This is a genomic window from Streptomyces sp. HP-A2021 (assembly GCF_022807935.1).
Classification (GTDB): Bacteria; Actinomycetota; Actinomycetes; order Streptomycetales; family Streptomycetaceae; genus Streptomyces; species Streptomyces afghaniensis.
Genome location: NZ_CP094344.1, coordinates 8,633,749 through 8,659,714, shown reverse-complemented (window position 1 = coordinate 8,659,714; position 25,966 = coordinate 8,633,749). Strand labels below are relative to the sequence as shown.

Annotated in this window: 22 protein-coding genes; 9 read left to right on the top strand and 13 right to left on the bottom strand. The window is 71.6% G+C overall.

What is annotated here, in order from left to right; translation table 11 throughout:
• Positions 1 to 129: 129 nt before the first annotated feature.
• Both MQE23_RS39080 and MQE23_RS39075 read right to left on the bottom strand, forming a co-directional pair.
• Positions 130 to 1,593, bottom strand: coding sequence for an L-fucose/L-arabinose isomerase family protein (locus tag MQE23_RS39080; RefSeq protein ID WP_020270648.1), 1,464 nt, complete (start codon positions 1,591 to 1,593; stop codon positions 130 to 132).
• Between the two features lie 31 nt (positions 1,594 to 1,624).
• Entirely contained in the window at positions 1,625 to 2,884 is a 1,260-nt protein-coding gene (locus MQE23_RS39075) for an MFS transporter (RefSeq protein WP_243381599.1), read from the bottom strand.
• Positions 2,885 to 3,104: 220 nt separating this feature from the next.
• Here MQE23_RS39075 and MQE23_RS39070 point away from each other — a divergent pair, with 220 nt between their 5' ends.
• Complete coding sequence (locus MQE23_RS39070; RefSeq protein WP_243381598.1) at positions 3,105 to 7,061, top strand: glycosyl hydrolase; 3,957 nt, start codon at positions 3,105 to 3,107, stop codon at positions 7,059 to 7,061.
• Here MQE23_RS39070 and MQE23_RS39065 read toward each other — a convergent pair.
• The 5 genes from MQE23_RS39065 to MQE23_RS39045 all read right to left on the bottom strand — a co-directional run bounded on the left by MQE23_RS39065 (position 7,058) and on the right by MQE23_RS39045 (position 11,509).
• Positions 7,058 to 8,077 (bottom strand): LacI family DNA-binding transcriptional regulator, encoded by a 1,020-nt coding sequence (locus MQE23_RS39065; protein ID WP_243381597.1) that lies wholly within the window; start codon positions 8,075 to 8,077, stop codon positions 7,058 to 7,060. The genes MQE23_RS39070 and MQE23_RS39065 overlap by 4 nt on opposite strands.
• 114 nt (positions 8,078 to 8,191) lie before the next feature.
• The gene (locus MQE23_RS39060; protein WP_243381596.1) at positions 8,192 to 8,968 is read right to left on the bottom strand and encodes a carbonic anhydrase; all 777 of its coding nucleotides are present in this window, start codon (positions 8,966 to 8,968) and stop codon (positions 8,192 to 8,194) included.
• A 209-nt stretch (positions 8,969 to 9,177) separates the two neighbouring features.
• Positions 9,178 to 9,411 carry a hypothetical protein gene (locus MQE23_RS39055; RefSeq protein WP_243382898.1) on the bottom strand — a complete coding sequence of 78 codons (234 nt, stop codon included), beginning with the start codon at positions 9,409 to 9,411 and terminating at the stop codon, positions 9,178 to 9,180.
• A 268-nt stretch (positions 9,412 to 9,679) separates the two neighbouring features.
• Positions 9,680 to 10,948, bottom strand: a complete 1,269-nt coding sequence (locus MQE23_RS39050) for an MFS transporter (RefSeq protein WP_020276216.1) — start codon at positions 10,946 to 10,948, stop codon at positions 9,680 to 9,682.
• 96 nt (positions 10,949 to 11,044) lie between these two features.
• Positions 11,045 to 11,509: a helix-turn-helix domain-containing protein gene (locus MQE23_RS39045; protein WP_051185707.1), complete on the bottom strand. Its 465-nt coding sequence runs from the start codon at positions 11,507 to 11,509 to the stop codon at positions 11,045 to 11,047.
• An 86-nt stretch (positions 11,510 to 11,595) separates the two neighbouring features.
• On the opposite strand from MQE23_RS39045, the gene MQE23_RS39040 reads away from it, so the two are divergent.
• The 3 genes from MQE23_RS39040 to MQE23_RS39030 are packed head-to-tail and all read left to right on the top strand — an operon-like array spanning position 11,596 to position 14,309.
• On the top strand, positions 11,596 to 12,456 hold the full coding sequence (locus tag MQE23_RS39040; RefSeq protein ID WP_243381595.1) for a class I SAM-dependent methyltransferase: 861 nt from the start codon (positions 11,596 to 11,598) through the stop codon (positions 12,454 to 12,456).
• 51 nt (positions 12,457 to 12,507) lie between these two features.
• Positions 12,508 to 13,218, top strand: a complete 711-nt coding sequence (locus tag MQE23_RS39035) for a ThuA domain-containing protein (RefSeq protein ID WP_243381594.1) — start codon at positions 12,508 to 12,510, stop codon at positions 13,216 to 13,218.
• A complete protein-coding gene (locus tag MQE23_RS39030; RefSeq protein WP_020276212.1) occupies positions 13,188 to 14,309 on the top strand; it encodes a Gfo/Idh/MocA family oxidoreductase in 1,122 nt (373 codons plus the stop codon). The genes MQE23_RS39035 and MQE23_RS39030 overlap by 31 nt, the downstream gene beginning before the upstream one ends.
• A 19-nt stretch (positions 14,310 to 14,328) precedes the next feature.
• Here the strand turns inward: MQE23_RS39030 and MQE23_RS39025 are convergent, their stop codons facing one another.
• Complete coding sequence (locus tag MQE23_RS39025) at positions 14,329 to 15,807, bottom strand: glutamate-cysteine ligase family protein (RefSeq protein ID WP_243381593.1); 1,479 nt, start codon at positions 15,805 to 15,807, stop codon at positions 14,329 to 14,331.
• A gap of 142 nt (positions 15,808 to 15,949) precedes the next feature.
• On the opposite strand from MQE23_RS39025, the gene MQE23_RS39020 reads away from it, so the two are divergent.
• The 3 genes from MQE23_RS39020 (at position 15,950) to MQE23_RS39010 (ending at position 18,922) form a co-directional block, all read left to right on the top strand.
• Positions 15,950 to 17,119: an MFS transporter gene (locus tag MQE23_RS39020; protein WP_243381592.1), complete on the top strand. Its 1,170-nt coding sequence runs from the start codon at positions 15,950 to 15,952 to the stop codon at positions 17,117 to 17,119.
• 139 nt (positions 17,120 to 17,258) lie between these two features.
• A complete protein-coding gene (locus tag MQE23_RS39015) occupies positions 17,259 to 18,137 on the top strand; it encodes an SDR family oxidoreductase (RefSeq protein ID WP_243381591.1) in 879 nt (292 codons plus the stop codon).
• 56 nt (positions 18,138 to 18,193) lie between these two features.
• On the top strand, positions 18,194 to 18,922 hold the full coding sequence (locus MQE23_RS39010; protein ID WP_020276208.1) for a maleylpyruvate isomerase family mycothiol-dependent enzyme: 729 nt from the start codon (positions 18,194 to 18,196) through the stop codon (positions 18,920 to 18,922).
• A 25-nt stretch (positions 18,923 to 18,947) separates the two neighbouring features.
• On the opposite strand, the gene MQE23_RS39005 is transcribed toward MQE23_RS39010, so the two are convergent.
• Positions 18,948 to 19,343 carry a MarR family transcriptional regulator gene (locus tag MQE23_RS39005; protein WP_020276207.1) on the bottom strand — a complete coding sequence of 132 codons (396 nt, stop codon included), beginning with the start codon at positions 19,341 to 19,343 and terminating at the stop codon, positions 18,948 to 18,950.
• An 86-nt stretch (positions 19,344 to 19,429) separates the two neighbouring features.
• Here MQE23_RS39005 and MQE23_RS39000 point away from each other — a divergent pair, with 86 nt between their 5' ends.
• Complete coding sequence (locus MQE23_RS39000) at positions 19,430 to 20,911, top strand: MFS transporter (RefSeq protein WP_020276206.1); 1,482 nt, start codon at positions 19,430 to 19,432, stop codon at positions 20,909 to 20,911.
• Positions 20,912 to 21,063: 152 nt separating this feature from the next.
• Positions 21,064 to 22,311, top strand: coding sequence for an ABC transporter substrate-binding protein (locus tag MQE23_RS38995; RefSeq protein ID WP_037672574.1), 1,248 nt, complete (start codon positions 21,064 to 21,066; stop codon positions 22,309 to 22,311).
• A 22-nt stretch (positions 22,312 to 22,333) separates the two neighbouring features.
• Here MQE23_RS38995 and MQE23_RS38990 read toward each other — a convergent pair whose 3' ends face one another.
• The 4 genes from MQE23_RS38990 to MQE23_RS38975 are packed head-to-tail and all read right to left on the bottom strand — an operon-like array spanning position 22,334 to position 25,938.
• Complete coding sequence (locus MQE23_RS38990; protein ID WP_020276204.1) at positions 22,334 to 23,074, bottom strand: ABC transporter ATP-binding protein; 741 nt, start codon at positions 23,072 to 23,074, stop codon at positions 22,334 to 22,336.
• A gap of 2 nt (positions 23,075 to 23,076) precedes the next feature.
• The gene (locus tag MQE23_RS38985; protein ID WP_051185706.1) at positions 23,077 to 23,949 is read right to left on the bottom strand and encodes an ABC transporter ATP-binding protein; all 873 of its coding nucleotides are present in this window, start codon (positions 23,947 to 23,949) and stop codon (positions 23,077 to 23,079) included.
• Positions 23,939 to 24,931 carry a branched-chain amino acid ABC transporter permease gene (locus MQE23_RS38980; RefSeq protein WP_020276202.1) on the bottom strand — a complete coding sequence of 331 codons (993 nt, stop codon included), beginning with the start codon at positions 24,929 to 24,931 and terminating at the stop codon, positions 23,939 to 23,941. Before MQE23_RS38980 ends, MQE23_RS38985 begins: the two co-directional genes overlap by 11 nt.
• 11 nt (positions 24,932 to 24,942) lie before the next feature.
• Positions 24,943 to 25,938, bottom strand: coding sequence for a branched-chain amino acid ABC transporter permease (locus tag MQE23_RS38975; RefSeq protein WP_082320048.1), 996 nt, complete (start codon positions 25,936 to 25,938; stop codon positions 24,943 to 24,945).
• Between the last annotated feature and the right edge of the window lie 28 nt (positions 25,939 to 25,966).

Genomic DNA, 25,966 nt, shown 5'->3' with positions numbered 1-25,966 from the left:
GCGGCCCTGACAACCGGCGCGAGCCTCGGCGACGCCGCCAGCCTCACACGGGCCCCGGGCCCGTCACCATCGGTGCCCGCACCCATCTCCGGGTGGGGGCGACACCCATGTCCGAGACCCGTCTCCCGGTCACACGTGGCGGTGGTCGATGCCCAGCAGGCTCGCCGCCGCCCTGAAGTCGGCCGCGTGGTGGCCGACCGCGAGGGACCAGTGGTGGCCGACACCCGTGGCGCTCCACGCGTCCACCCATTCGCCGGGGTCGCGGCCGAAGTCGACGCGGCTGGTGGTGTTGCCGATCTCCAGCAGGGGCCCCGGTACGACGGTGCCCTCGGAGGTGACGAAGGACAGGCTGCCGTCGGCGTCCTGGCCGAGGCCGAGCAGGGTGACGGGCCCGTGCTGGACGTCGAACTCGACGCTCACGCCCCAGCCGCGTTTGCCGTGGTAGACGCCGAGCCCGCGCAGCAGCGGGTCCCGGGCGCTGACCGCGAGGTGGGCGGGTCCGTCGTGGCCCATCTCCACGACGCCGTCCTCGAAGTTCAGGGCCTGGATCTCGGTGAAGGAGCCTCCGGCGCCGACGCTCCGGGAGGCGAGCTGGGCGACGCTGGTGCGCAATTCGTACTCCCCGGCCGCCGGCACGCCCCGGGCCGTGAGCAGGGAGGCACCCAGGATCATGCCGGCACCGAGCCGCTCGTGCAGCTCCCCGTCGAGGCCCCGGTGGTAGTACGCGAGGCTGTCGAGCCGGAAGTCCGCCACGAGCCGGTCGAGGGCGACCGACACGGTCGCGCCCCAGGCGAAGTCCTCCTCCACCACGCTGTCGTCGAGGGTGAAGACCTGCCGGGCGAGTGCCATCCGCTCCCGGGTCTCCTGCTCGGTCACGCGCTCCACCCGGTGCCGCAGGTCGTCGAACTCCAGCACCTCCACGTGCGAGCCGAACGTCGTGGACAGCAGCGTCGGATCGGTCTGCACGTCGAGCATGCCCGGGTACACGTGTCCCATGAGGCCGTGCCGGGCGTGCCGGAGCGCGGCGCGGATGTGCGCGGCCCGGATCCACTGTTCGATGCGCCGCCAGGCGGACTCCTGCCGCAGCCAGCCCGAGACCGACCGGAAGGGGATGCCGGCGCGCCGGAAGACGTTGCCGACCTCGGGGACGGGGCACTGGCCGCAGTAGGCGAGCCAGGCGCCGGTGTCGAAGGAGGCGTGGTCCATCTTCTCGGTCGGCTGGAGGTCGATGACCAGGACCGGCGTGTGCGAGCGCTGCGCGATCGGCAGCACCATCGAGGAGGTGAGGTACGTCGTCAGGAACAGCACGATGAGGTCGCAGTCGGCCTTGCGCAACTGCTCGGCGGCGCGCGCGCCTTCCTGGGCGTCGGAGACGAACCCGGCGTCGGTCACCTCCGCGTCCATCCCACGGAAGCGCTCGGCGACGTAGGCGGCCGACTCCTTCAGCTGCGGGAGGAGCCCGGGGAACTGCGGCCAGTACGTGCCGAGTCCGCCGGCGACCAGCCCGATCCGGGTCCGTCGCCGGGTCACCGGCGGGAGCAGGTCGTGCAGGGCGGCGGCCCGTACGGCGGCGCGGTCCGCGGTCGTTGCCATGGTCGATGCTCCTTGTCGGGTGTGCTTCGGCTCAGGTGCTGGGGACGCGCAGGTCCGCTCTGTCCCGCGCGGCACCGGTGGCACGGGGGACCAGGACGCGGATGATGAACACGCCCGCGAAGGCGGCCGCCGTCATGCAGGCGGTGATCGTCCAGAGCAGGACGGCCGGGCTGTAGTCGGCCAGGGCGGGGGTGAAGAACGCGGCGACCGCGAAGACCCCCCGGGACAGGGCGTAGGTGAAGCCCTGGGTGGTGCCACGGGTGTCCGCGGGCAGCGTGAGCTGCGACCACACCTTGTAGTTCGCCTCTCCGGCGAAGGGGTTGGAGAACTGGTAGAGCACGAAGAAGACGAGCATGCCGACGAGCGCGCCCGCGGTCAGGGACGCGATGACGAAGGCGAGGATCTGCACCACCGCGGCCACGTGGAACAGCCGGTCGCGCCACGGGCTGTCGGCGACGCGGACGAAGGCGAAGGTCAGCAGCACCCCGATCGGGATGAAGGCCAGGTTGATCCCGGTGGCCAGGCTCTGGGAGGCGTCGCTGACGGTGACGAGCAGATAGGTGCCGAACTGGCCGAAGGTGTTGGCCCCGAGGCCCCAGGTGACGTAGAAGACGAACGTCGCCGTCATGGGCAGCAGGGCGGCGCGCGTCCAGATGTTCTTCAGGGCGCTGCCGGGCGGGGCGGCCACCGTCTCCTCACCCGTGTCCTGTTCGGCGGACAGCTTCAGGCGGGAGCGGAGGGCCCAGGTGACGAGTGCGGCGACGGCGAGCTGTCCGGTGATGAGCCGGGCCCCGGTCATGCCCGTGGTGGACAGGACGAAGCCGAGGAAGACGGCGACGGCGATGCCCAGCATCCACATGACCTGCGTGAAGGCGACGAGCCTGCCGCGGGCCCAGGAGGGTGCGGCGTCCGAGACCACGGCCAGGGACGTCGGCAGGTCGGCGCCGGCCGCGAGTCCCGCGACGAGGACGCCGATCAGCAGCGTGATGTCGTCGGGTGCCAGCGTGATGACGATCGCCCCGAGCGCGAAGCAGAAGATGTCCCAGTTGTAGACGCGGCGGCGGCCGAAGAGGTCGGCGAGCCGGCCGCCGACGAGGGAGCCGACGGCGATGCAGCCCGTGACGATCGCGCTGATCGCCCCGGCCATCCACACGCCCATGTCGTAACTGTCGCGGTAGATGGCCAGGTTGACGGAGATGCTCACGATCAGCCCGGCGTCGAGGTAGGAGGCCATGCCCGACAGGGCGGCGGCCTTCCAGAGGTGTTTGGGGATGGGGCGGGTACCGGCCATGATGCGACTCCGTCGTCTGGTGACATCGCGGTTCCGGGGGCCTGGTCGCAGCGAATATAGGGCGGGAAAAACGTTGCAACAAGGTGTCGCGCAGACATCGGTGGCGGCGTGTCACCGTCCGCCTTGCCGTCCGGGGATATGGCGTGACCGTTCCAGGTCGCCTACGGTGAAGGTGGCCTGAAAACGTTGCAAGGATCTCCCTAGGGGAAGGACCGCGTCCGTGATCTCCCCCGCGCTCCGGCAGCTGTTCGACGACCCGCCCCGCGATTTCGGCCCCGCTCCCCTGTGGTGGTGGTCGGGTGCGAAGGTCACCCGTGAGCGACTCGCCTGGCAGCTGCGGGCGTTCGCCGAGGGCGGTGTCCACAACCTCGTCGTGATCAATCTGGCCCCGGCCGGCCCGACGTTCGGCGCCCGGGCCGACGATCCGGCGTGGTTCGGCGAGGAGTGGTGGGCGCGCTTCACCGACGCGTGCGAGATCGCCGCGGAGTTGGGCACCCGCCTGTGGTTCTACGACCAGATCGGGTTCTCCGGCGCCAATGTGCAGGGCGGTGTGACACGACGTCACCCCGGGGCGGCCGGACTTGCGCTGCGCTGCCGTGACGTGAGCGTCTGCGGGGGCACGGTCGCCCTGGCGGATGCCGAGACACCGCTGGCGGCGTACTCCCGGCAGGGCCGGCGGCTCGACCTCGCCGGGGGCGGGCACATCGCGGCCCCGGACGGGGACGAGGTGCGGCTCGTCACCGCCGTTCCCACGGCGTTCGACTACCTGGACCCGCACGCCGTGGGCCTGCTGATGGACACGGTCCACCACGAGTACGACCGCCGCGTACCGGAATACCTCGGCACCGTCATCGCGGGCAGCTTCCAGGACGAACTGCCGGGCACGAACGCCTGGAGCCACCGCTTCGCCGACGAGTTCCGCGCCCGGCGCGGCTACGACCTGCTCGACCACCTGCCGGCCCTGTTCGGCACGGACGCCGCCGTCCCGGAGACGAAGATCCGCGGCGACTACTACGCGGTCCGCGCGGAACTCACCGAAGAGGCCCTCTTCCGGCCGCTGGCCGCATGGCACCGCGAGCGCGGGATGCTGCTGGGCAGCGACCAGAGCCACCCCGCCCGCGCCGGCTACCCGGCCCAGTCGACGCAGATCTACACCGACTACTTCCGCACCCACCGCTGGTACGGCGCCGCCGGCAGCGACCACCACGGGGACGCCAAGGTGCACTCCTCCATGGCCCACCTCTACGGCCACGAGCGGGTGTGGATCGAGGCGTTCCACTCCTCCGGCTGGGGCGGCACGCTGGAGGACACCTACCACTGGCTGCTGCCGTTCCTGCGCGGCGGCGCCAACCTGTACAACCCGCACGCCAGTTACTTCGGCACGGCGGGCGGCTGGTTCGAGTGGGCACCGCCGTCCACCGACTGGCGCCAGCCGTACTGGAAGCAGTACCCGGCGTTCTCCCGGGCCGTGGCCCGGATCTGCTCGATCATGTCCTGGGGCGGCTACGCCGCCGACGTGGCGGTCCTGCACCCGACCGCCACCATGCAGGCCCTCGTCCCACTGGACGCGCCCGTCCGGCACTTCGGCGACGGCCGGCTGGGCGACGGCCACGCCGACGCCGACGAGACGCAGCGCCACTACCTGGACCTGTGCGGCACGAACAACTGGCTCGCCCCGCACGCCGGCGCCCTGGACCGGCACGGCATCTCCTTCGACGTCGTCGACGACGACTCGGTGCAGCGCGCCAAGGCCGTCGACGGCGCCCTGCGGATCAGGGACCTGGCCTACCGCGCGGTGCTGCTGCCCTCGGCGAGCGTGCTGGAGGAGGAGACGGCGCGGCGGCTGACCGAACTGCTCGACGCGGGCGGCCGCGTCGTCGTCGTGGGCCGTCCTCCTGCCACGGCCGCCGGCCGGTCCGGCGACGACTCGGTGGTGGCGGCCCTGCCGGCGCATCCCCGGCTGGAGCGGGTGCGCGACCCGGAGGCCGGCGCGGCGGCCGTGACCGACCTCGCCGGTCACGCCACGGGCGACGTGCCGCTGCTCGTCCGGCGGACGGGGAACGAGGCGGTGGCTCTGGTCACGGCGGCCTTCCCCGAGATCGGCGCGCATCCGCTGCGGCCGGGGTCGTCCCCCTCGGGTGACGCCGGCACCTCGTCCGTCACCGTGCGGGCCGCCGTCGCCGAGGCCGAGGTCTGGAACCCGGCGACCGGTTCCCGCACCCCCGCGCACGTCACCGTCTCCGGCGACGGCAACGTCTCGACCATCGACGTGCCGCTGGACGGCGCCCCCGCGGTCCTGGTCGTGTGGCGCGAGGGCCGGCCGACGCCCACGGGCCCTCAACTGGAGGCGCCCGCCCAGGTGCTCGACGTCTCGACCGGCTGGCACGGCCGTCTGGTCCCCACCATGGACAACACCTGGGGTGATCTGGCACTGCCCCCGGGTTCGCCGGTGGACGAGCCGCAGATCTGGACCATGGAGTGGACCGAGGGCGGGGCTTGGGAACGGACCCGGGTCACGTACGGCAACCGGGTCCGTGTCCTGCCGCCGGTGCCGTTCGATGAGGTGCCCGAGCCGCTGGACGCCACGGCCGTGGAGCGGATCCTGGCCGGTGAACTGCCCCTGGTACCACCCGACGCGGGCTGGGACGTCGCCGTGTACTCGTCGAGCCGGGGCATCCCGGACCCGGGCGGGCTGCTGGGTCTCAAGGGGCTGGTGAACGAGGAGTTCGTCCGTGTCCCGGTGCCGGGCGGCGCAACGGCCGCGCGGGTCCGGGCGATCGTGGAGACCGGCCACCGGGGGCCGGCCGAACTGCACGTCGGCGCGGAGTGCGTCAAGCGGGTGTGGTGGAACGGCGAGCCGCTGGAGCCGGACGGCGGCGGCTATCTGGCCTCCGCCCGGGTCACGGTGGCCCGGGACCGCAACGTGCTCGAGTACGAACTGTCCGGCGCCCAGAGCCGCCCCTCGACGATCTCGGCCGCCGAGGGCACTCCCTTGGGCAGCTTCTTCTGTCTGTCGGAGCCGGGCGGGCTCGGGCCGCGTCCGCGGTTCATGCGGCCCCCGGACGGGGTGCGGCCGGACGGCCGCGTCGCCTACCGGGCGCGGCTCCGGGTGCCGGGCGGCGACGCCCGGGCGGTACTCGTCGTGGGTGCCGCCTCGGCGGTCACCGTGCTGCTCGACGGGGAGGTCGTGGCGCGGCAGGAGAAGGTGGAGTACTACGAGGCGGACTGGGGCGCCGTGCCGATGTTCTTCCGCCACGAACCGGAGCTCGGGGCGGGCGAGCACACCCTGGAGGTCGTGGCCGACGGTGCCGACGCCCGGGACGCGGTGTTCGTCGACCTGGTGGTGCGGTCCGGGGCCGGGGTGACGGCCCTGGTCAGCGGCGCCGGCTGGGAGGCCGGTTCGGGTGACTGGCGGGGGCGGACCGTCGAGGACGAGCGCAGGCGGGGCGAGGTGCAGCACTGCCACGCCGTGGTACGGCCGCACCCGCTGCCGGACACCGGGTGGCTCACCGGCCGGCCGGTGCTCGGCGGCACCGTATGGCCGTCGCGGTCCACCGACGATGTCCACGCGATGCCGCAGCGCTTCCGGTTCACCGTGCCGGCGGGAACGGTGTCGCTCGCCCTGCCGTTGCTGCTTCGCGCGAGTGCGCGCGTCGGAGACGGGCCGGAACTGCCCCTGGACGGCGATCGGCTGAAACTCGGTCAGCCGCTCCAGGAGCCGACGCCTGTCGAGGTGGTCACGGAACCCACGGCGGTCCTGCGGGGCGGCTCCGCCTGGCGGGGGCCGGTGCGGGTGCGTGCCGTGCCGGCGCCGCTGCCCCTGGGGGACTGGCGGGAGCTGGGGCTGGGCAGTTGGAGCGGAGGCGTGACGTACGCGCGGGTCCTGGATGTGCCGTCGGGGCCCGATCCCGTACTGGATCTCGGACGGGTGCGGGGCAGTGTGGAGGTGTCGGTCGACGGGGAGCCGGCCGGTGAGGCGTTCTGCACGCCGTACCGTTTCCCGTTGCGCGGTGCCGCCGGGCGTACCGTGCGGCTGGAGGTGACCGTCCGGGGCACCCTGGCGCCGTATCTCGCGGAGGCCACGCCGACGGCCTGGGCGTTCGACTCCCAGCTGTCGTCGGGGCTGCTGGGGCCGGTGACGCTGCGGATCCCGTCCGGCCCGGAGGACGGGCCCTAGTCGTCGGCGGGCGGTCGGGTGGAGTCGCGCACGACGAGGCCGGGGGCGAAGACGCGGGTCTCGTGGACGTGGTCCGCGCGGGCCTCGATCTCGTCGAGGAGCATCTCCACCGCTGCCCGGCCGAGGTCCTCGACCGGCTGCCGGACCGTCGTGAGGGTGGTGGCGCCGAAGGTCGCGATGTCGAGATCGCCGTAGCCGACCACCTGGACCTCCTCGGGGACGCGCACGCCCCGGTCGGTCAGCCCGCGGCACAGGCCCGCCGCGAGGAAGTCGTTGGTGCAGAAGACCCCGTCGGGCAGGTCCCCGAGGTCGTGCGCGATCCGTGTGCCGTACGCGACGGTCATCCGCTCGGCGACGACCTGGTCCAGCCGTGCCTCGCGCCGGCTGCGCACGGCCTGCCGGGCGCCCTGGTAGCGGTCGGCGCACTGGCGTATGCCGCGCTCGCCGTTGACGACGAGGATGTCGCGCGCCCCGCGGTCGAGGAGGTGCTGCACGGCGATCCGGCCGCCGGCGATGTCGTCGACGGAGGCCGAGCAGCCCTCCCGGTCGGGCATCGCGCGATCGGCCAGGACGAGCGGGATGCCCCGCTCGCGCAGCCGGGCGAGCCGGCCCGGGTCGGCGCCGAGCGGCACGACGACGACGCCGACGGCCCGCTGCTCGACGAGCATGCTGAAGTAGCCCTGCTCCCGTTCCGGGTCGTCTCCGCTGTGGCAGAGGACGAGGGAGTAGCCGTGGTCGTAGGCCGCGTCCGCGGCGCCCCGGGCGATGCGCGCGTAGAAGGAGTTGGTCACGTCGGGCAGCACCAGGCCGATGGCCGAGGCGCGCCCGGTGCGCAGTCCGGCGGCTCCGGGATGGGGGACGTAGTCGAGCGCGGCGACGGCGATGCGGACGCGCTCGGCGGTCTGTGCGGTGACGCGCTCGGGCCGGTTGAGCACGTTCGACACGGTGGACACCGAGACGCCGGCGGCGGCCGCGACGTCCTGGATGCGGGCGGGGCGTGCCGGAACGGCGTCCACCCCCTCGCTGTTGCAGCCGTGCGACCAGGCACGACGGTGGCCTTCATGGGCGCCGCAAGTATAACGTGACCGGGCGTGGAACGTTTTTCCCGCCCGGTCGTCGCGGTTTCCGGGTCAGGCGGAGGGCGCGCCGGTGAGGACCTCCACGCGGCCGGTGTCGAGCGAGTAGTAGGCGCTGACGACTGCCAGGTCGCCCTTCTTCACGAGCGGGGCGAGGTCCCGGTTGGTCCGCAGCTCGGCGGCGGTCTGCTTGATGTGGATCCGCACCATGGCGTCGACCGGGTCGGTGTGCTGCTGCCTGGCGGTCTCCCGGTAGGCCGGCCGCAGGGCGTCGGAGATCGCCTGGAGGTTGCCGGGGAGCTTCTTGCCGTCGCGCATCGCCTCGTAGGCCGCCTTGATCGCACCGCAGCGCTGGTGTCCGAGGACCACGATGAGCGGAGTGCCGGAGGTCATCGGACCGTACTCCACTGAACCGACGACCACCGGCCCCACGACCTGTCCGCCGGTGCGCATCACGAACAGGTCGCCGAGGCCCGTGTCGAAGACGAGCTCCGGCGGGACGCGGGAGTCGATGCAGGAGAGGATGACGCCGTAGGGGTCCTGCGCCTCGGCGACGAACTCGCGCCGCTTCGGGTCGCGGTCGGGGTGCTGGAGCTTTCCGTCCACCCAGCGCTTGTTGCCGTCCATCAGCCGCGCGAACGCCGCCCAGGGCGAGTCCGGTCGCGGGCCCGCCGCGGGCGAGGGCGAGGGGGATTTCGCCGCGCCCACGGCCGATGTCTTCCCCGCGTTCGAGGTGTCCGGGTTCGACGAGCAGGCGGTGAGCATCGCTGCGGTGGCAGCCAGCCCGCCGGTGAGTATGGCCCTGCGCTGCGGTGTCCTGGCGGTACCCATGTGGCCGTCCCTTTCGGTCTCCGTTCTCCCGGGCGGGAGCGGTGATCCAACTGTCGTGGGAGGCCGGTTAGCGCTCGTACAGCGCTGATGCAGCGCAGGAGAAGTGCTGTTCCAAAACGCGCAGGGTGAGGGTTTCGGACGCTGTGTGATCCTCCGTCAGAGGTGGACCGACGGTCGGACGACGGGTCACTCCAGGAGCGCGGGCCGGGTCAGGCGGGGACCTCTCTCTTCAGCCAGTCGCCGTCCAGGCGGAGGTGCTTGATGGTGCGGCGGTGGTGGGTGTAGGCGACGTGGAGCGTGCCGTCCGGTTTCTGGGCGAGGGAGGGGTAGGACAGCTCGCGGTTGAGGCCGTCGCGGGAGTTGTTGGTCAGGCAGTGGCCGTCGCCGGTTTCGAGGTCGTGGCGGAGCGGCCAGGTGCGTCCGCCGTCCGCGGAGAGGGCCAGGGAGAGCGGGGCGCGGCGCGCCCCGGAACGCGTCGCCCGTGGGGGCGTTCGCCGTGGGCGTCCCTGCCACTCCCCCGTCGTCGATCTTGCACCGAAGGCTCACGCAGTACCCGGGGTTCACCCGGCGGCGGGGACTTGCGCGGCGCCGGAGGCCTGCCCAGCGCCGAGGTCCTGCGCCGCGCCGGGTGCTCACGCCGGGCGGCGGGTCTCGCTCGCCGGGAGCTCGCCGGCGCCCAGGGATCGCCCGGCGTGAGCCGCACGCTGCCCGTCAGGGCTGGACCGTGCCCGTTGCCGCCGTGCTCGGGGCCTGTGGGCCGCTGGTTCCGAAGTGGATGCCCTTGGCCTCCTTGCCGATCGCGCTCAGCAGGATCACCACGGCCAGGGTGGGCACGACGGTCCACGCCATCGCCGACGGATATCCGTGGCGCTCGGCGATGGCCTCCTGGATCGGCAGGTTCAACGCGGCGATCAGATTGCCGAGCTGGTAGGTGACGCCCGGGTAGAAGCCCCGGACGGCGTCCGGGCTCATCTCGGTCAGATGGGCCGGGATGACACCCCAGGCCCCCTGTACGCACACCTGCATCAGGAAGGACGACAGCATCAGCCAGCCGACGGTCGTGGACAGCACGAAGAACGGCACCACGACCAGGCCCCCGGCCGCCGCGATCATGATCGTCCGGCGGCGGCCCAGCCGCTCGGAGTACGCACCGAGCAGCACACCGCCGATCATGGCCCCGATGTTGTACACGACGGCGATCGCGATCGAGGTGTTCGCGGACAGCTCCAGGCCCTTCTTCACGAAGGTCGGGTAGATGTCCTGCGTGCCGTGCGACATCCAGTTGAAGGCGGTCATCAGCGCGACCAGGTAGACGAAGCGCCGCAGCACCGCCGGGTTCTTGAACACCTGGTGCGCGGGGGTGCGGTTGAGCCGGACGGTCTTCTCCCACACCTCGCTCTCCTCCACCCGGCTGCGCACCCACAGCGCGACCAGCGCGGGCAGCAGGCTGAAGGCGAACAGTCCCCGCCAGCCGAAGACCGGCTCGATGACGAAGAACGCCACGGCGGCCAGCAGGTACCCCAGCGAATAGCCGCTCTGCAGCAGCCCCGACCAGAAGCCGCGCCTCGAGGCCGGGATCTTCTCCATGGCCAGGGCCGCTCCCAGACCCCACTCGCCGCCCATGCCGATGCCGTAGAGCAGGCGCAGTACCAGCAGCACGGTGTAGTTGGGCGCGAAGGCGCAGGCGAACCCGACGATCGAGTAGAAGACGACGTCCACCATGAGCGGGACGCGACGGCCGCGGCGGTCGGCCCACATGCCGAACAGCAGCGCGCCGATGGGCCGCATCACCAGCGTCGCGGTGGTGAGGAAGGCCATGTCGGTCAGGGAGACATGGAAATCGTCGGCTATCTCGCTGTAGACGAGCACGACCAGGAAATAGTCGAACGCGTCCATCGCCCAGCCGAGATAGGCGGCCACGAAGGCGTTGCGCTGGTCTTTCGTCAGCCCCGCTGCCTGCGCTTTCACGGTGTTCAGCACTGCGGCCTCCAGAAGTTCGCAGCCGAGGCTAGGCACGGAGCACCGGGAATCGGGCAAAGCACGAACCACGATTGGGCCAAGAGCACCGACCGCCCGCTAGCGACCCGGAATCCGCCTTCCCGGCGCCGCCACACCGCCGGAGGCCGCCGCGTCGAGGAGGCGGCGGAAGGTGGGGCACTCCAGGTGGCTGGGCGCGGGGCACGCGGCGGCATGCCGCAGGGAGTCGCGCAGTACGCCCAGTTCGCGGATCCTGTGGTCGAGTTCGTCCGCCTTGGCGGCCAGCATCCCCCGGTCGATCCGCGGCCGCCCGTCCGGCGCGAACATGTCCGCGATCTCGTCGAGCGAGAACCCGGCCGTCCGCCCCAGCGCGATCAGCGCCAGCCGCTCCAGTACGCCCGGGTCGTACTGCCGGCGCAGGCCGCGCCGGCCCGTCGAGGAGATCAGCCCTTTCTCCTCGTAGTAGCGCAGGGTCGATGCCGGAACCCCGGCGCGGTGCGACACTTCGGCGATGTCCAGCTGTGTCGTTTCTGTCGCATCTGATGTTTCTGTCGTTTCTGTCATGTCCGTCATTGTCTTGACTTCAAGTCGACTTGAAGTAGAACGCTGTCATCCCGGTACGCCGAGGGCAACCAGAAGGAGAGAAAGCCATGGACGCTGAACACAGGGCCGCCGACGAGCAGGCAGCCCGCTGGAAGGGGCGCGCCGGTCACGCCTGGGGCGATCTGAAGGGCGTGCTGGACGAGATGTTCAGGCCCTTCGAGGAGCTCCTCGTCGAAGCCGTCGCCGCCGAACAGGCGCGGCACGTGCTCGAGGTCGGCTGCGGTACGGGCGGCATCACGCTGGCCGTCGCGCGACGGCTCGGCCCGGCCGGTCGCTGTGTCGGCGTCGACATCTCCGAGGCGATGATCACCACCGCCCGGGAGTACGCCGGACAGGAGGACGTACCGGCGTCCTTCCTCTGCGCCGACGCCCAGGACCACCCCTTCGAGCCGGGCACCTTCGACGCCGTCATCTCGCGGTTCGGCGTCATGTTCTTCCGCGATTCCGTCCGGGCCTTCGCCAACCTCCGGCGCGCGGCCCGGGACGAGGCCGCGCTGCGGTTCGTCGTCTGGCGCGATCCGGCCGAGAACCCGTTCATGACGACGGCCCAGCGCGCCGCCGCCCCGCTGCTCCCGGACCTGCCCGTCCGCAGGCCGGACGAGCCGGGACAGTTCGCCTTCGCGGACCCGGACAAGGTCCGGCGGATCCTGGCCGAGAGCGGCTGGGCCGGGATCGACATCCGGCCGGTCGACGTCGTCTGCACCCTGCCCGAGAAGGAACTGGTCCACTACTTCACCCGGCTCGGTGCGGTCGGCATGCACCTGCCCGAGGTGGACGAGCAGACCCGCGACCGGGTCGTCGAGACGGTCCGGGCCGCCTTCGACCCCTTCGTGCACGGCTCGGAAGTCCGTTTCACCGCGGCCTGTTGGACGGTCGGCGCCCGGGCCTCGACAGCGAAATTTTCGTGAGGCCCTGCCCTCTTTCGTGAGCGCGGACGCCCGCCGCATAGTGAGATCACGATGACGCAGAAGAGAGCACTGGTGGTCCGCGGCGGCTGGGAGGGGCACCAGCCGGTCGAGGCGACGGAACTGTTCCTGCCCTTCCTGCGGAGCAACGGATACGCCGTCCGGGTCGAGGAGTCGACCGACGTCTACGCCGACGCCGCCGAGTTGGCCGGCACCGACCTGATCGTGCAGTGCGTCACGATGTCGGAGATCACGCGCGAGCAGCTCGCGGGACTGAGCTCGGCGGTCGTGGCCGGCACCGGGTTCACCGGCTGGCACGGCGGCATCGCCGACTCGTTCCGCGCCTCCTCCGACTATCTCCACCTGGTGGGAGGGCAGTTCGCCACGCACCCGGGCAAGGAGCCGTGCGAGCGCCTGGGCGGGCCGGAGGACAACTTCCTGCCGCACACCATCACCCTCACCGAGGCCGGCCGCGAGCACCCCGTCACCGCGGGCATCGAGGACTTCGAACTGCACACCGAGCAGTACTGGGTCCTCCACGACGACCTCATCGACGTACTGGCCACCACCACGCACCCCACCCGGCCGTGGGAGCCCTGGCACCGGCCGGTCACCTCTCCGGCGGTCTGGACCCGCCGGTGGGGGGCCGGCCGGATCGTGGTGACGACACCGGGACACAGTGTCGACGTGCTCGAAAACCCGAACGTCCGCGCCATCATCGAGAGGGGCATGCTGTGGGCGACGCGCACCGCGTCGGCGTCGTAGGGCTCGGCGTCATCTCCCGCGCGTACCTGGAAACTCTCGCCGGCCGTTCCGCCGTGCGGGTGACGGCGGTCGCCGACCTGGACGCCTCCCGGTCGGCCGCGGTCGCCGCCGAGCTGCCCGGAGTCCGGGCGCTCACCGTCGAGGAGCTGCTGAGCAGCCCGGACGTGGACACGGTGCTGAACCTCACCACGCCCGGGGCGCACGCCGCGATCGCCCTCGGGGCCATCGGCCACGGCAAGAACGTCTACGGGGAGAAGCCGCTCGCCGCCACGCTCGCCGACGCCCACGCCGTCATGGCGGCCGCCGCGCGGGCGGGCGTCGGTGTGGGGTGCGCGCCGGACACCGTGCTGGGCACCGGGGTCCAGACGGCCCGGGCGGCCGTGGCGGCGGGGCGCATCGGGCGCCCCCTGTTCGCCTCGGCCGTGATGGTCACCGCGGGCCACGAACGCTGGCATCCGCACCCCGACTTCTACTACACCGAGGGCGGCGGCCCCCTGCTGGACATGGGGCCGTACTACCTGGCGTCCCTGATCCACCTGCTGGGCCCGGTGCGGGCCGTGACGGGGGCGTCCAGCCGGCTGCGCGCCGAGCGGGTCATCGGTTCGGGTCCGCGTGCGGGCGAGCGGATACCGGTGGAGGTGGACAGCCACGTCTCCGGTGTGCTGGAGCACGTGGACGGGACGCTGACGACGATCACGACGAGCTTCGACGGGGTGGCCACCACGGCGTCGCCGATCGAGGTCCACGGCGAGGCGGGCACCCTCGCCGTCCCGGACCCGAACCGCTTCGACGGCGACGTACGGCTCTTCGGACTGGGCGACACGCAGTGGCGCACGCTCCCGCCGTCGGCGGGCTACGTCGAGGGCGCGCGGGGCGTCGGGCTGCTGGACTTCGTCGCCGCCGACGCGCGGCGCGCACCGCGTGCGAACGGCGAACTCGCCCTGCACGTGCTGGAGACGATGACCGCGCTCCTGCGCTCGTCGGCCGAGGGACGGCGCATCGAGCTGACGACGTCGGCGCAGCCGCCCGCCCCCGTCCCGCTGACGACCGCCGAGGAATGGGGAGGCCAGGCCGCCCCCAGCCCGGCGTGAGACGGCGATGTCGGGGCGGTCAGTCCACGGGCCAGGTGTGCGCGGGCGCGTTCATGTGCATGTAGTCCATGTACGTGGCGGTCATCTGCCGCAGCGCCTCCCGCCGGTCGGAGACGCCGGCCTTCTCCAGATGGTGGACCGTCTCCGCCTGCCACAGGGCGCCGTTGCGGGCGGTGACACAGCGCTGCTCCACGATGCCCAGCAGGGGTTCGCGCCAGGCCGCGTCCATGCCGGCCAGCTCCAGACCCCGGTGGGCCAGCGGCAGCAGACGCCGCAACACCAGTTCCGTGACCGGCACTTCGCCCACGCCGGGCCAGTACAGGCGGGCGTCGATGCCGTCGCGGGCCGCCGTGTGCAGGTTCTCCTCGGCGACCGCGAAGGACATCCGCGTCCACACCGGCCGGTCCTCGTCGACGAGGGCGCGGGTGAGGCCGTAGTAGAAGGCGCCGTTGGCGATGATGTCGGCCACGGTGGGGCCGGCGGGCAGCACCCGGTTCTCGATGCGCAGATGCGGGCCGCTCTCGGTGACGGCGTAGACGGGGCGGTTCCAGCGGTAGATCGTGCCGTTGTGCAGGGTCAGTTCGCCCAGTTGCGGAACGCCGCCGCGGTCGAGCTCCGCTTGCGGGTCCTCGTCCTCGCACAGCGGCAGCAGGGCCGGGAAGTAGCGCACGTTCTCCTCGAAGAGGTCGAAGACGCTGGTGATCCACCGCTCCCCGAACCACACCCGGGGCCGTACGCCCTGGGCCTTGATCTCCTCCGGGCGAGTGTCGGTGGCCTGCTCGAACAGGGGGATGCGGGTCTCGCGCCACAGCTCCTTGCCGAACAGGAAGGGCGAGTTCGCCGCGAGGGCGATCTGCACGCCCGCGATGGCCTGGGCCGCGTTCCAGTAGTCCGCGAACTGCTTGGGCGCGACCTGGAGATGAAACTGGGTGCTGGTGCAGGCGGCCTCGGGAGTGATGGTGTCGGCGTACGTCGACAGGCGCTCCACGCCGTCGACCCTGATCCGCAGGTCCTCGCCGCGTGCCGCGAAGATCTGCTCGTTGAGCAGCCGGTAGCGCGGGTCGCCGGAGAGGGCGGACTCGCTGACGTCCGCCTCGTCCAGGGTGGGCAGGATGCCGACCATGATCAGGTGCGCGCCGACGGCCGAGGCCCGGTCCTCGGCGTGGTTCAGGGCGTCCCGGATCGTCTGCTCCCAGGCGCCGGGGCCGCCGGTCGTCAGCTCCCTGGGCGGGATGTCGATCTCCAGGTTGAAGCGGCCCAGCTCGCTCGACCAGGCGGGGTCGGCGATCGCCTGGAGGACGTCGGTGCTGCGCATCGCGGGCAGCCCGTGGTCGTCCACCAGGTTGAGCTCGATCTCCAGCCCGACCCGGGGGCGCTCGCTCTCGAAGCTGGACTCGCGCAGCATCCGGGCCAGCACTTCGAGGCCGGTCTGCATCTTGGCCCGGTACCGACGGCGGTCCTCCCGTGTGAACACCAGGGCCGGCACGTCACGTCCCATGTACGCTCCCGGGTTCCCTCGGCGGATGGTTCTCGTCCCAGAGTCGCACCTTCTCGTCCCGGCGTCGCACCTTGTCGCGGCACCCGCACCCACCTAGCCTGAGTTTGTGCCGCAAATAAACAAACCCAGAACGCACAGTGCCGTGCCGGGCGACGGCAACTCCCTCACCACACTCCGTACAGCGATCACCGTCTTCTTCGCCCTCGACGGCTTCGTCTTCGCCGGCTGGGTCGTCCGCATCCCCGCCATCAAGGAACAGACCGACGCCTCCGCCAGCGCCCTGGGCCTCGCCCTCCTGGGCGTCTCCGCCGGAGCCGTCGTCACGATGATCCTCACCGGCCGCCTGTGCCGCCGCTTCGGCAACCACCGGGTCACCGTCGTCTGCGCCGTCCTGCTCTCCCTCAGCGTGGCCCTGCCCCCGCTGACCCACTCGGCCCTCGCGCTCGGCCTCGTCCTGCTGGTCTTCGGTGCCGCGTACGGCGGGATCAACGTCGCCTTCAACAGCGCCGCCGTGGACCTCGTGGCCGCGATGCGGCGGCCGATCATGCCGAGCTTCCACGCCGCGTTCAGCCTGGGCGGCATGGTCGGCGCCGGGCTGGGCGCCCTGGTCGCGGGGTCCCTCTCCCCCACCCGGCACCTGCTGCTGCTCACCGGCCTCGGACTGCTCGTGACCGCCGTGGCGGGGCCCGTTCTGCTCCGGCACGAGCCGCCGGCACCGCCGGAACGGGAGCGTCCCGCCGAGGACGCCCCGCGCCGCCTGCACGGCCGTACCCGGGGACTCGTGCTCGTCTTCGGCCTGATCGCGGGGTGCACCGCCTACGGCGAGGGGGCGCTGGCCGACTGGGGCGCCCTGCACCTGGAAGAGGACCTGGCCGCCTCGCCGGGTGCCGCGGCCATCGGCTACTCCTGCTTCGCGCTCGCCATGACGGTGGGCCGCCTGACCGGCACGACGCTCCTGGAGCGCCTGGGGCGGACCCGGACCGTCGTGGCGGGCGGCGCCACGGCGGCGGCCGGGATGCTGCTCGGCTCGCTCGCCCCCGCCCTGTGGGCGGCCCTGCTCGGGTACGCGGTCACGGGCATCGGCCTCGCGAACCTCTTCCCCGTGGCCGTGGAACGCGCGGGCGCGCTCGCCGGTCCCAGCGGAGTCGCCACGGCCTCCACGCTGGGCTACGGCGGCATGCTGCTGGGGCCGCCCGCCATCGGGTTCATGGCGGACTGGTTCTCCCTCCCGGCCGCGCTCACCAGCGTGGCGATCCTGGCCGCCGTGGCCGCGCTCATCGGTTTCGCGACGCGACGCGCCGCGGCGGGCTGACCCGGCGGACCGGCCTGCCGGACATCCGGACGAACAAGGAGGTGATCGGCACCCCGGCATCGGGGTACCCGGGGCTCCGCCCGTTGTGATCACCGGCTGTGATCACCGGGCCGTACGCCATGGACAAGGAGGCAGACCCGTGACCGAGCAACAGCACCCCGGCGACCAGCACCCCACGCCGGAGTTTCCCTCCCAGGACCAGCCGCACCCGGGCTGGACCGGCCCCATGGACCCGCCCCCGGACCACGGTGAGGAGTCCTACCGGGGCAGCGGACGGCTGGACGGCCGCAAGGCCGTGATCACCGGTGGGGACTCCGGGATCGGCCGCGCGGTCGCCCTGGCGTTCGCCCGGGAGGGGGCCGACGTGCTCTTCACCCACCTGGACGACGAGAAGGACGACGCCGCCGGGACCGCCCGCCTGGTCGAGGAGGCCGGGCGGCGTGCCGTGCCCGTCTCGTGCGACGTACGGGAGGAGGAGAACTGCCGCGCGCTGATCGACCGTGCCGTCGCGGAGTTCCGCCGGATCGATGTCCTGGTGAACAACGCGGCGTACCAGATGTCGCAGCCCGACGGCATCGAGGCGATCTCCACCGAGCAGTTCGACCGGGTGCTGCGCACCAACCTGTACGGCATGTTCTGGCTGTGCAAGATGGCCCTGCCGCACATCCCGGAGGGCGGCAGCATCATCAACTCCACGTCGGTGCAGGCCTACAAGCCCAGTCCGCATCTGCTGGACTACGCGACGACCAAGGGCGCGATCGTCACCTTCACGCAGGGACTGGCGCAGATGGTGATCGACAAGGGCGTCCGCGTCAACGCCGTGGCGCCCGGCCCGGTGTGGACGCCGCTGATCCCGGCGACGATGCCGGACACCCAGAAGTTCGGCAAGCAGGCGCCCATCGGGCGGCCCGCGCAGCCGGCCGAGATGGCACCGGCCTACGTCTTCCTCGCCTCCCAGGAGGCGTCGTACATCACCGCCGAGATCGTCAACGCCACGGGCGGCACACCGCTGCCGTGATGTCCCTCGCGGAAATTCCGGCGCTTCGAGCGCGCCCCGTACGGCAGACTCGCGGCATGGAGACCGCCGAGTTCCTTCAAGCGCTGGAGACAGAGGGCCGGTTGCTGGCCGCGGCCGCCGAGGAGGCCGGGACCGACGCCAAGGTGCCGACGTGCCCGGAGTGGCACGTGCGCGATCTGCTGCGGCACACGGGCGCGGTGCACCGCTGGGCCGCGTCGTACATCACCGGGGGGTACACCGAGCGCCGTCCGCTGGGTGACGCCCCGGACCTCGACGGTGCCCGGCTCGTGGCCTGGTACCGCGACAGTCACCGCCACCTCGTCGACACGCTGGCCGGCGCGTCACCCGACGTGGAGTGCTGGTTCTTCCTGCCCGCGCCGTCCCCGCTGGCCTTCTGGACCCGGCGGCAGGCACACGAGACAGCGGTGCACCGGGTCGACGCGGAGTCCGCGCGCGGCGCCGGTATCACCGCCGTCACCCCGGACTTCGCGACCGACGGCATCGACGAGCTGCTGCGCGGCTTCCACGCCCGCTCCAGGAGCCGGGTCCGCACCCCCGAGCCGCGTGTCCTGCGCGTGCGCACGGACGACACCGGCGCGGTGTGGACCGTACGGCTGTCGTCCGAGCCGCCCGTGTCCACGCCGGGCGCGTCGGGGAACGCCGAGTGCGAACTGTCCGGCCCGGCCGGGCAGTTGTACCTGGCGCTGTGGAACCGGGCTCCCCTGCCGTCGGTCACGGGCGACCGGGCGCTCGCCGAGCTGTGGCGTGAAACCTCGGGAATCTGACCCGACTCGGGGCATCCGACCGGACTCAGTCCTCCGCCAGCATCCGTGCCAGCACCGCACGCTGCACGGGCAGCACCTCACCGTGCAGCGTGCGCCCCTTCGCCGTGAGCGCGACGCGCACACCCCGCCGGTCCTCCGGACACATGCAGCGCTCGACGAGCCCTTCCTTCTCCAGCCGCGCGATCAGCCGCGACAGCGCGCTCTGGCTCAGATGGACCCGCTCGGAGATCTCCTGGACGCGGTAGGAGGGTGTGCCCTTAGCCGCCCGGCACCCGGCGAGGACGTCGAGCACCTCGAAGTCGCTGGCGCACAGGCCGTGTTCGTGCAGAACCCGGTCGAGTTCACACTGTGTTCGCGCATGCAGCGCCAGAATGTCGCGCCACTGTTCCACGAGCGCCTGCTCGGCCTGCTTCGCCGCCATGCGCCGCACCGTAACAGAGAACCGGGATTGTTGCACCTGAATCAAATGCGCTTGCATCACATGCATGCGCATGTAATCTCTCGGGCATGACCTCTCCGCTCACCTCCCCCACGCCCGACGGGCGTTGGACTCCCCGGCTCTGGGGCACCCTGCTGGTGCTCTGCGCCGCGATGTTCCTGGACGCCCTGGACGTGTCCATGGTCGGCGTCGCGCTGCCCTCCATCGGTGCCGACCTCGGCCTGTCGACCTCGGCGCTGCAATGGATCGTCAGCGGCTACATCCTGGGCTACGGCGGCCTGCTGCTCCTCGGCGGACGCGCCGCCGACCTGCTGGGCCGGCGCCAGGTCTTCCTGGTGGCGCTGGGCGTCTTCGCGCTGGCCTCGCTGCTCGGCGGCCTCGTCGACTCGGGTCCGCTGCTCATCGCCAGCCGCTTCGTCAAGGGCCTGAGCGCGGCCTTCACCGCCCCAGCCGGCCTGTCGATCATCACCACGACGTTCCCCGAAGGCCCGTTGCGCAACCGCGCCCTGGCCATCTACACCACCTGCGGCGCCACCGGCTACTCGATGGGACTGGTCTTCTCCGGCCTGCTCACTCAGGCCAGCTGGCGGCTCACGATGCTCCTGCCCGCCCCCATCGCACTGATCGCCCTGCTCGTGGGCCTGAAGCTGCTGCCGCGCACGGAGCGCGAGCGCGGCCGGGGCGGCTACGACGTCCCCGGCGCCGTCCTCGGCACCGCCTCGATGCTGCTGCTCGTCTTCACCGTCGTCGAGGCGCCCGAGGCGGGCTGGGGGGCCGCCCGGACCGTCCTGTCCTTCGCCGCCGTCGCCGTCCTGCTGGCGGCCTTCGTCGCCGTCGAGCGGCGCAGCCCGAGTCCGCTGATCCGGCTCGGTGTGCTGCGTTCGGGGCCGCAAGTGCGGGCTCAGCTGGGCGCGTTGACGTTCGTCGGCAGTTACATCGGCTTCCAGTTCCTGGTGACCCTCTACATGCAGCAACTGCTCGGCTGGTCGGCGCTGCACACGGCCCTGGCCTTCCTGCCGGCGGGCGCGCTGGTGGCGCTGTCCGCGACGAAGGTGGGGGCCGTCATCGACCGGTTCGGCACGGCCCGGCTGATGGTGCTGGGCTTCGCCCTGATGGTGACCGGCTACGTGCTGTTCCTGCGCATCGACCTCGACCCGGTCTACGCGGCGGTCATCCTCCCCACGATGCTGCTGGTCGGCTCGGGCTTCGCGCTGACCTTCCCGTCCCTCAACGTCCAGGCCACCAACGGCGTCGACGAGCATGAGCAGGGCATGGTCTCCGGGCTGCTCAACACCTCGGTCCAGGTGGGCGGCGCGATCTTCCTCGCCGTGGTGACGGCGGTGGTGACCGCGAACGCCCCCGAGCGGGGCGACGCCTCCCCGCAGGCCGTCCTCGACAGCTACCGGCCCGGCCTGCTGGTCGTGACGCTCGTCGCCCTCGCCGGCCTGCTGATCACCCTCACGGGCCTGCGGACCCGCCGGGACCAGCCGTCCGTCGTGGTCGCCAGGTCCACCCCGAAGGAAGCGGAGCACGTCGCCGTGCGCGACTAGGAAGCGTTTCCGACTCAGAAGCGTTTCCGACTCAATCGCAAAAGTGAACGTTTCATACTTTTCCGGACTCCGAAAGCGTTCTACGCTCATGTCAATGGCAGGCGGAGGGCCGGCCAGTCGTCCACCGCCGCCTGTAACGAGCGGAGGCGGAGATGAAAGCGTCGATACGGCGGTCCGCGATCTTCGCAAGCGCGGCTGCTCTTGTGATTGCCGTCTGCGGTTCGACGGGCACAGCCCGGGCCGAGCCGGGCGATGGTGAGCTCCAGTTCGGCTACGTCCTGCCGGAAACGGGACAGCTGGCCTACCTCGGCCCACCCCAGATCGAGTCGCTGAAGTTCGCGATACAGAAGATCAACGACGCCGGCGGAGTCCTCGGCAAGCCGGTGCCGAGCGTGGTCTCCAGCGACGAGGCGGGCCAGGAGGCCGTTGCCGCACAGTCGGCGGACCGGGTCCTCGCCGCAGGCGTGGACGCGATCGTCGGCGCCGCGGCTTCCGGCATGTCGCTGGCGTTCATCGACCGGGTGACCGGAGCGGGCGTCGTGCAGTGTTCGGCGTCGAACACCGCTCCCACCTTCACCGACTACGAGGACGACGGCTACTACTTCCGCACCGTCCCGAGCGACGTGCTGCAGGGGCCCATCCTGGCGGACGTCGTCCGCGACGACGGCCACGACCGGGTGGCCCTGGTCGCACGGGCGGACGACTACGGGCGCGGCCTGATGGAGGCCACCCGCAAGTCGCTGGAGGAACGTGGCGCGACGGTGACACTCGCCGAGACCTACGACCCGAAGGCGACCAACTTCGACCAGGTCGCCCAGCAGATCGAGAACGCCAGGCCGGACGCCGCCGTGGTGATCGCCTTCGAGGAAGGCACCCAGATCCTGCAGGGCATGATCGAGTCCGGACTCGGACCCGACCGGATCGGCGTCTACGGCGCCGACGGACTGCGCAGTGAGGAACTGGCCTCGCTGGTCGCCCCCGGCCAGCCCGAGAGGCTCTCCGGGATGAAGGGGACCGCCCCGGCGTCGGCGGGGAACGCGCAGTACGTGAAGGACCTCAAGAAATTCGCGCCGGATCTGAAGGAGCTGCAGTTCGCACCGCAGGCGTTCGACTGCGCGACGACGATCGCCCTCGCCGCCGAGAAGGCGGAGTCCGACGACCCGGGCGAGTACGCGAAGGAGATGAACGGGATCACCAAGGACGGCGAGAAGTGCAACTCGTTCGCCGCCTGCAAGGAACTGCTCGCCGACGGCAGGGACATCGACTACGAGGGTGTCAGCGGTCCGCTGAACTTCACCGACAAGGGCGAACCCGGCCAGGCGACGATCGAGGTGTACGGCTACGACGACGAGGGACGGTTGCAGACCCTGCGTACCGAGACCAGCAGGGCCGAGGAGTGACAGGGAGGACCGACAGCGGGAGTCAACGGACGCGGGCGAGTGTGCCGAGGTAGAGCTCGATCACCTTCTCGTCGTGCAGCAGGGCCGTACCCGTGCCGGTGTACGCGTTGCGGCCCTGGTCGAGGACGTAGCCGCGGTCGCAGAACTGGAGGCATCTGCGGGCGTTCTGCTCGACCATGAGCACGGCGACGCCCGCGTTGTTGATCATTCTGCACCGGTCGAAGACGTGGTCCTGGTGGAGCGGTGACAGGCCGGCCGACGGTTCGTCGAGCAGCAGCAGTTGCGGTTCCATCATCAGGGCGCGGGCCATCGCAAGCATCTGGCGTTCGCCGCCGGACATCGCGCCGGCCTTCTGCCTGCGGCGGTCGGCCAGCACGGGGAAGAGCTCCTCGACCGCCGCGACCCGCCGCGCGTGGTCCTTGGGCCGCAGGTAGACCCCCATGCGCAGGTTCTCCTCGACGGTCAGCGTGGGAAACACGTTCTGCAGCTGCGGTACGTAGCCCACGCCCCGCCGGACCAGTTCGTGCGCGGGCCGGCCGGTCACGTCCTCACCGCGCAGCCGCACGGTCCCGCCGCGCACCCGCAGCAGCCCGAAGACGGCCTTGACCAGCGTCGACTTGCCGGCACCGTTGGGGCCGATCACCCCGACCACCTCGCCCGGCCGCACCTCGACGCTGCATCCGCGCAGCACATCCACACCCGGGACGTAACCGGCGACGATGTCGTCGGCCGCCAGCACCGGTGCCTGCTCCTCTGCGGACATCGCTAGTCCTCCTCGCCCTTCTCCTCGCTCGCCTCCGGCTCGTCGTGCCGTTTGCCCAGGTAGGCGTCGACGACGGCGGCGTTCCGGCCGATCGTGTGCGGTGGGCCCTCGGCCACCAGATGGCCGTCGGCCATGACGGCCACCCAGTCGCTGATGCCCATCACCACGTCCATGTCGTGCTCGACGAAGCACACCGTCAGCCCCTCGTCCCGCAACTGCGTGATGTGTCCGAGCAGCGACTGAGTCAGCGCGGGGTTCACCCCGGCCATCGGCTCGTCGAGCAGGAGCATGACCGGCCGGGCCATCAGCGCGCGGGCCAGTTCCAGCAGCTTGCGCTGCCCCCCGGAGAGCGTGCCGGCGTGGTCGTCGCGCAGCGGTCCGAGCCGGAACCGGTCCAGCAGTTCGCCGGCCCGGCGCTCCAGCTCCCGCTCCTGCCCGCGCCACAGTGGTCGCAGCAGCGCGGGCAGCACCCGCTCGCCCCGTTGCCCGGGCGCGGCGAGCAGCATGTTCTCCAGCACGGTGAGCCGGGCGAGCGTCCTCGTGAGCTGGAACGTACGGACCATTCCCCGCCGCGCCACCCGGTGCGCCGGGGCGCCGGTGAGCGACTGTCCGTCGAACGACCACCGGCCGCCGTCGGCCCGGTCGAACCCGCTCACCACGTTGAACAGGGTGGTCTTGCCCGCGCCGTTGGGCCCGATGAGCGCCGTGATGGCCCCGCGCTGCACCTCCAGGTGCTCGACCCGCACGGCGACGAGACCGCCGAAGGTACGGGTCACCTCGTCCAGGACGAGCAGAGGGTCGGGCTTGCGCACCCCCGGCTCCGGATCGATCGCGGAGAGCCGGCCCGTACGGGACACGACAGGATCAGCGGCCACTGAGCAGCATCTCCTTCCGGCTGCCGAGGATGCCCTGCGGCCGGAACGCGACCAGCAGGATCAGGGCCACCCCGACCAGGGCGAAGCGCACCGCGCCGACCTCCGACGTGCTGATGAGGTCCGGCGAGATGTACTCGGCGTCGATGGCCTGGCGGAGCGCGCTGTCAAGGAAGCTGAGGACGAACCAGAACAGGATCGAGCCGACGACCGGCCCGAGGATCCGCCCGGCACCTCCGAGGACGAGCAGCGTGTACAGGAAGAACGTGACACCCGGATCGTAGTTGTCCGGGTTCACGGACTGCACCTGGATCGCCTGCATCATGCCCGCGACCGCCCCGATGACGCCGCCGAGCACGAGGCTCTGCATCTTGTACGCGTAGACGTTCTTGCCGAGGCTGCGCGCGGCGACCTCGTCCTCACGGACCGACCGGATGACACGGCCCCACGGGCTGTGGATCAGCAGGGCCATCAGTCCTCCGACCACGAGCACCAGCGCCCATCCGACGATCATCACCCAGAGGTCGCGGGAGCTGAACCGCACGAGCCACACGCCGTAGGTGCCGGGATCGATGGGGCTGAGCTCGTAGAAGTCGTTCGCGAACCTCTGCAGCCCGAACACGCCACCGGTGACCGGCTCGGCCCAGCTGGACCGGTAGAACAGCCGTAGCGTCTCCCCCGCCGCGATCGTGGTGATCGCGAGGTAGTCGGCCCGCAGCCGCAGGGTGGGCAGGCCGAGCAGCAGCGCCAGCACGATCGCGCAGGCGATGCCGCCGAGGACGCCGAGCCACATCGGGCCGTCGTACGTCGACACCGTGATGGCGAGCCCGTAGCCGCCGACCAGCATGAACCCGACCTGGCCGAAGTTCAGCAGCCCCGTGTAGCCGAAGTGCAGGTTCAGGCCCATCGCGGCGAGCGCGTAGACGGCGGCGATGGGGCCGATTCCCGAGCGCAGGGCGTCGGAGAGGATGGCCGAGAAGTCCATGGCGCGCCCCCTCACCCGACGCGTTCGGCCCGGCCGAGGATGCCCTGCGGCCGGACGAGCAGGACGACGATGAGGACGAGCAGCGCCCACGCGTACTGCAGGTCCACCGGGAACCACAGGGTGGACATCTGGGCGACGACGCCGATGACGAGGCTGCCGACCATCGCACCGTAGGCGGAGCCGAGGCCGCCCAGGATGATCCCCGCGAACATGAGCAGCAGGAGCTTGAAGCCCATGTCCCAGGTGACGATCTCCACCAGGCCGAAGAAGACCCCGCCGAGCGCGGCCAGAGCGCCGCCGAGCATCCACACGAACAGCACCACCCGCTGCACGTCGATGCCCGACGCCTCCGCGAGGTCGCGGTTGGCGGAGACGGCCCGTACGGCCGTGCCGATCCGCGTCTTCTGCAGGAGCGCTGCGATGCCGAGCAGCACCAGTACGGCGAGCAGGGTGACGGTGAGGTCCCGCGGGGTGATGCCGGCCGGCCCCAGGTCGATCGTGCTCTGGATGTCGTACTGCGCGTAGGAGGCGGGCCGGGTTCCGTACAGCACGAGGACGACGTGGCGCAGCACCAGCGAGAGCCCGATGGTGACGATGAACATGTTGATCAGCCCGGTGCCCCGAGCGCGCAGCGGGCGCCAGATGCCGCGATCGACGGCCCCGCCCAGCAGGGCGCCGAAGACCACCGCGGCGAGGGCGGCGGGAATCAGGTGCCAGCCCGGACCGGCCGCGGAGACGTTGAGGAAGAACGCGAAGGTGGCGCCGATCGTCACGAACTCACCGTGCGCGAAGTTGATCAGGTGGATGGTGCCGAAGATCAGCGAGAGTCCGACCGAGGTGATCGCGATGATCACCCCGAACTGGATACCGTCGATCAGCGCCTGCAGAGCGCGTGCGGCGAAGGTGGGGCCGCGCGGAACTTCCTCACCCTGTGCCCGGGCTGAGATCGCGGGCACCGTCAAGAGGACCAGGGCGAGGGCCGGTACGAGCATCCGCTGAGAGCGCACGGCGATTCCGGTACGTCACGAACGTCCC

Coding starts and splice junctions, on each gene's coding strand:
- MQE23_RS38995 (WP_037672574.1), top strand. CDS start 21,064: ATGAAAGCGTCGATACGGCGGTCCGCGATCTTCGCAAGCGCGGCTGCT.
- MQE23_RS39010 (WP_020276208.1), top strand. CDS start 18,194: ATGGAGACCGCCGAGTTCCTTCAAGCGCTGGAGACAGAGGGCCGGTTG.
- MQE23_RS39060 (WP_243381596.1), bottom strand. CDS start 8,968: ATGGGTACCGCCAGGACACCGCAGCGCAGGGCCATACTCACCGGCGGG.
- MQE23_RS39005 (WP_020276207.1), bottom strand. CDS start 19,343: ATGGCGGCGAAGCAGGCCGAGCAGGCGCTCGTGGAACAGTGGCGCGAC.
- MQE23_RS39000 (WP_020276206.1), top strand. CDS start 19,430: ATGACCTCTCCGCTCACCTCCCCCACGCCCGACGGGCGTTGGACTCCC.
- MQE23_RS38990 (WP_020276204.1), bottom strand. CDS start 23,074: ATGTCCGCAGAGGAGCAGGCACCGGTGCTGGCGGCCGACGACATCGTC.
- MQE23_RS39075 (WP_243381599.1), bottom strand. CDS start 2,884: ATGGCCGGTACCCGCCCCATCCCCAAACACCTCTGGAAGGCCGCCGCC.
- MQE23_RS39045 (WP_051185707.1), bottom strand. CDS start 11,509: ATGACAGAAACGACAGAAACATCAGATGCGACAGAAACGACACAGCTG.
- MQE23_RS39040 (WP_243381595.1), top strand. CDS start 11,596: ATGGACGCTGAACACAGGGCCGCCGACGAGCAGGCAGCCCGCTGGAAG.
- MQE23_RS39025 (WP_243381593.1), bottom strand. CDS start 15,807: ATGGGACGTGACGTGCCGGCCCTGGTGTTCACACGGGAGGACCGCCGT.
- MQE23_RS38980 (WP_020276202.1), bottom strand. CDS start 24,931: ATGGACTTCTCGGCCATCCTCTCCGACGCCCTGCGCTCGGGAATCGGC.
- MQE23_RS39035 (WP_243381594.1), top strand. CDS start 12,508: ATGACGCAGAAGAGAGCACTGGTGGTCCGCGGCGGCTGGGAGGGGCAC.
- MQE23_RS39080 (WP_020270648.1), bottom strand. CDS start 1,593: ATGGCAACGACCGCGGACCGCGCCGCCGTACGGGCCGCCGCCCTGCAC.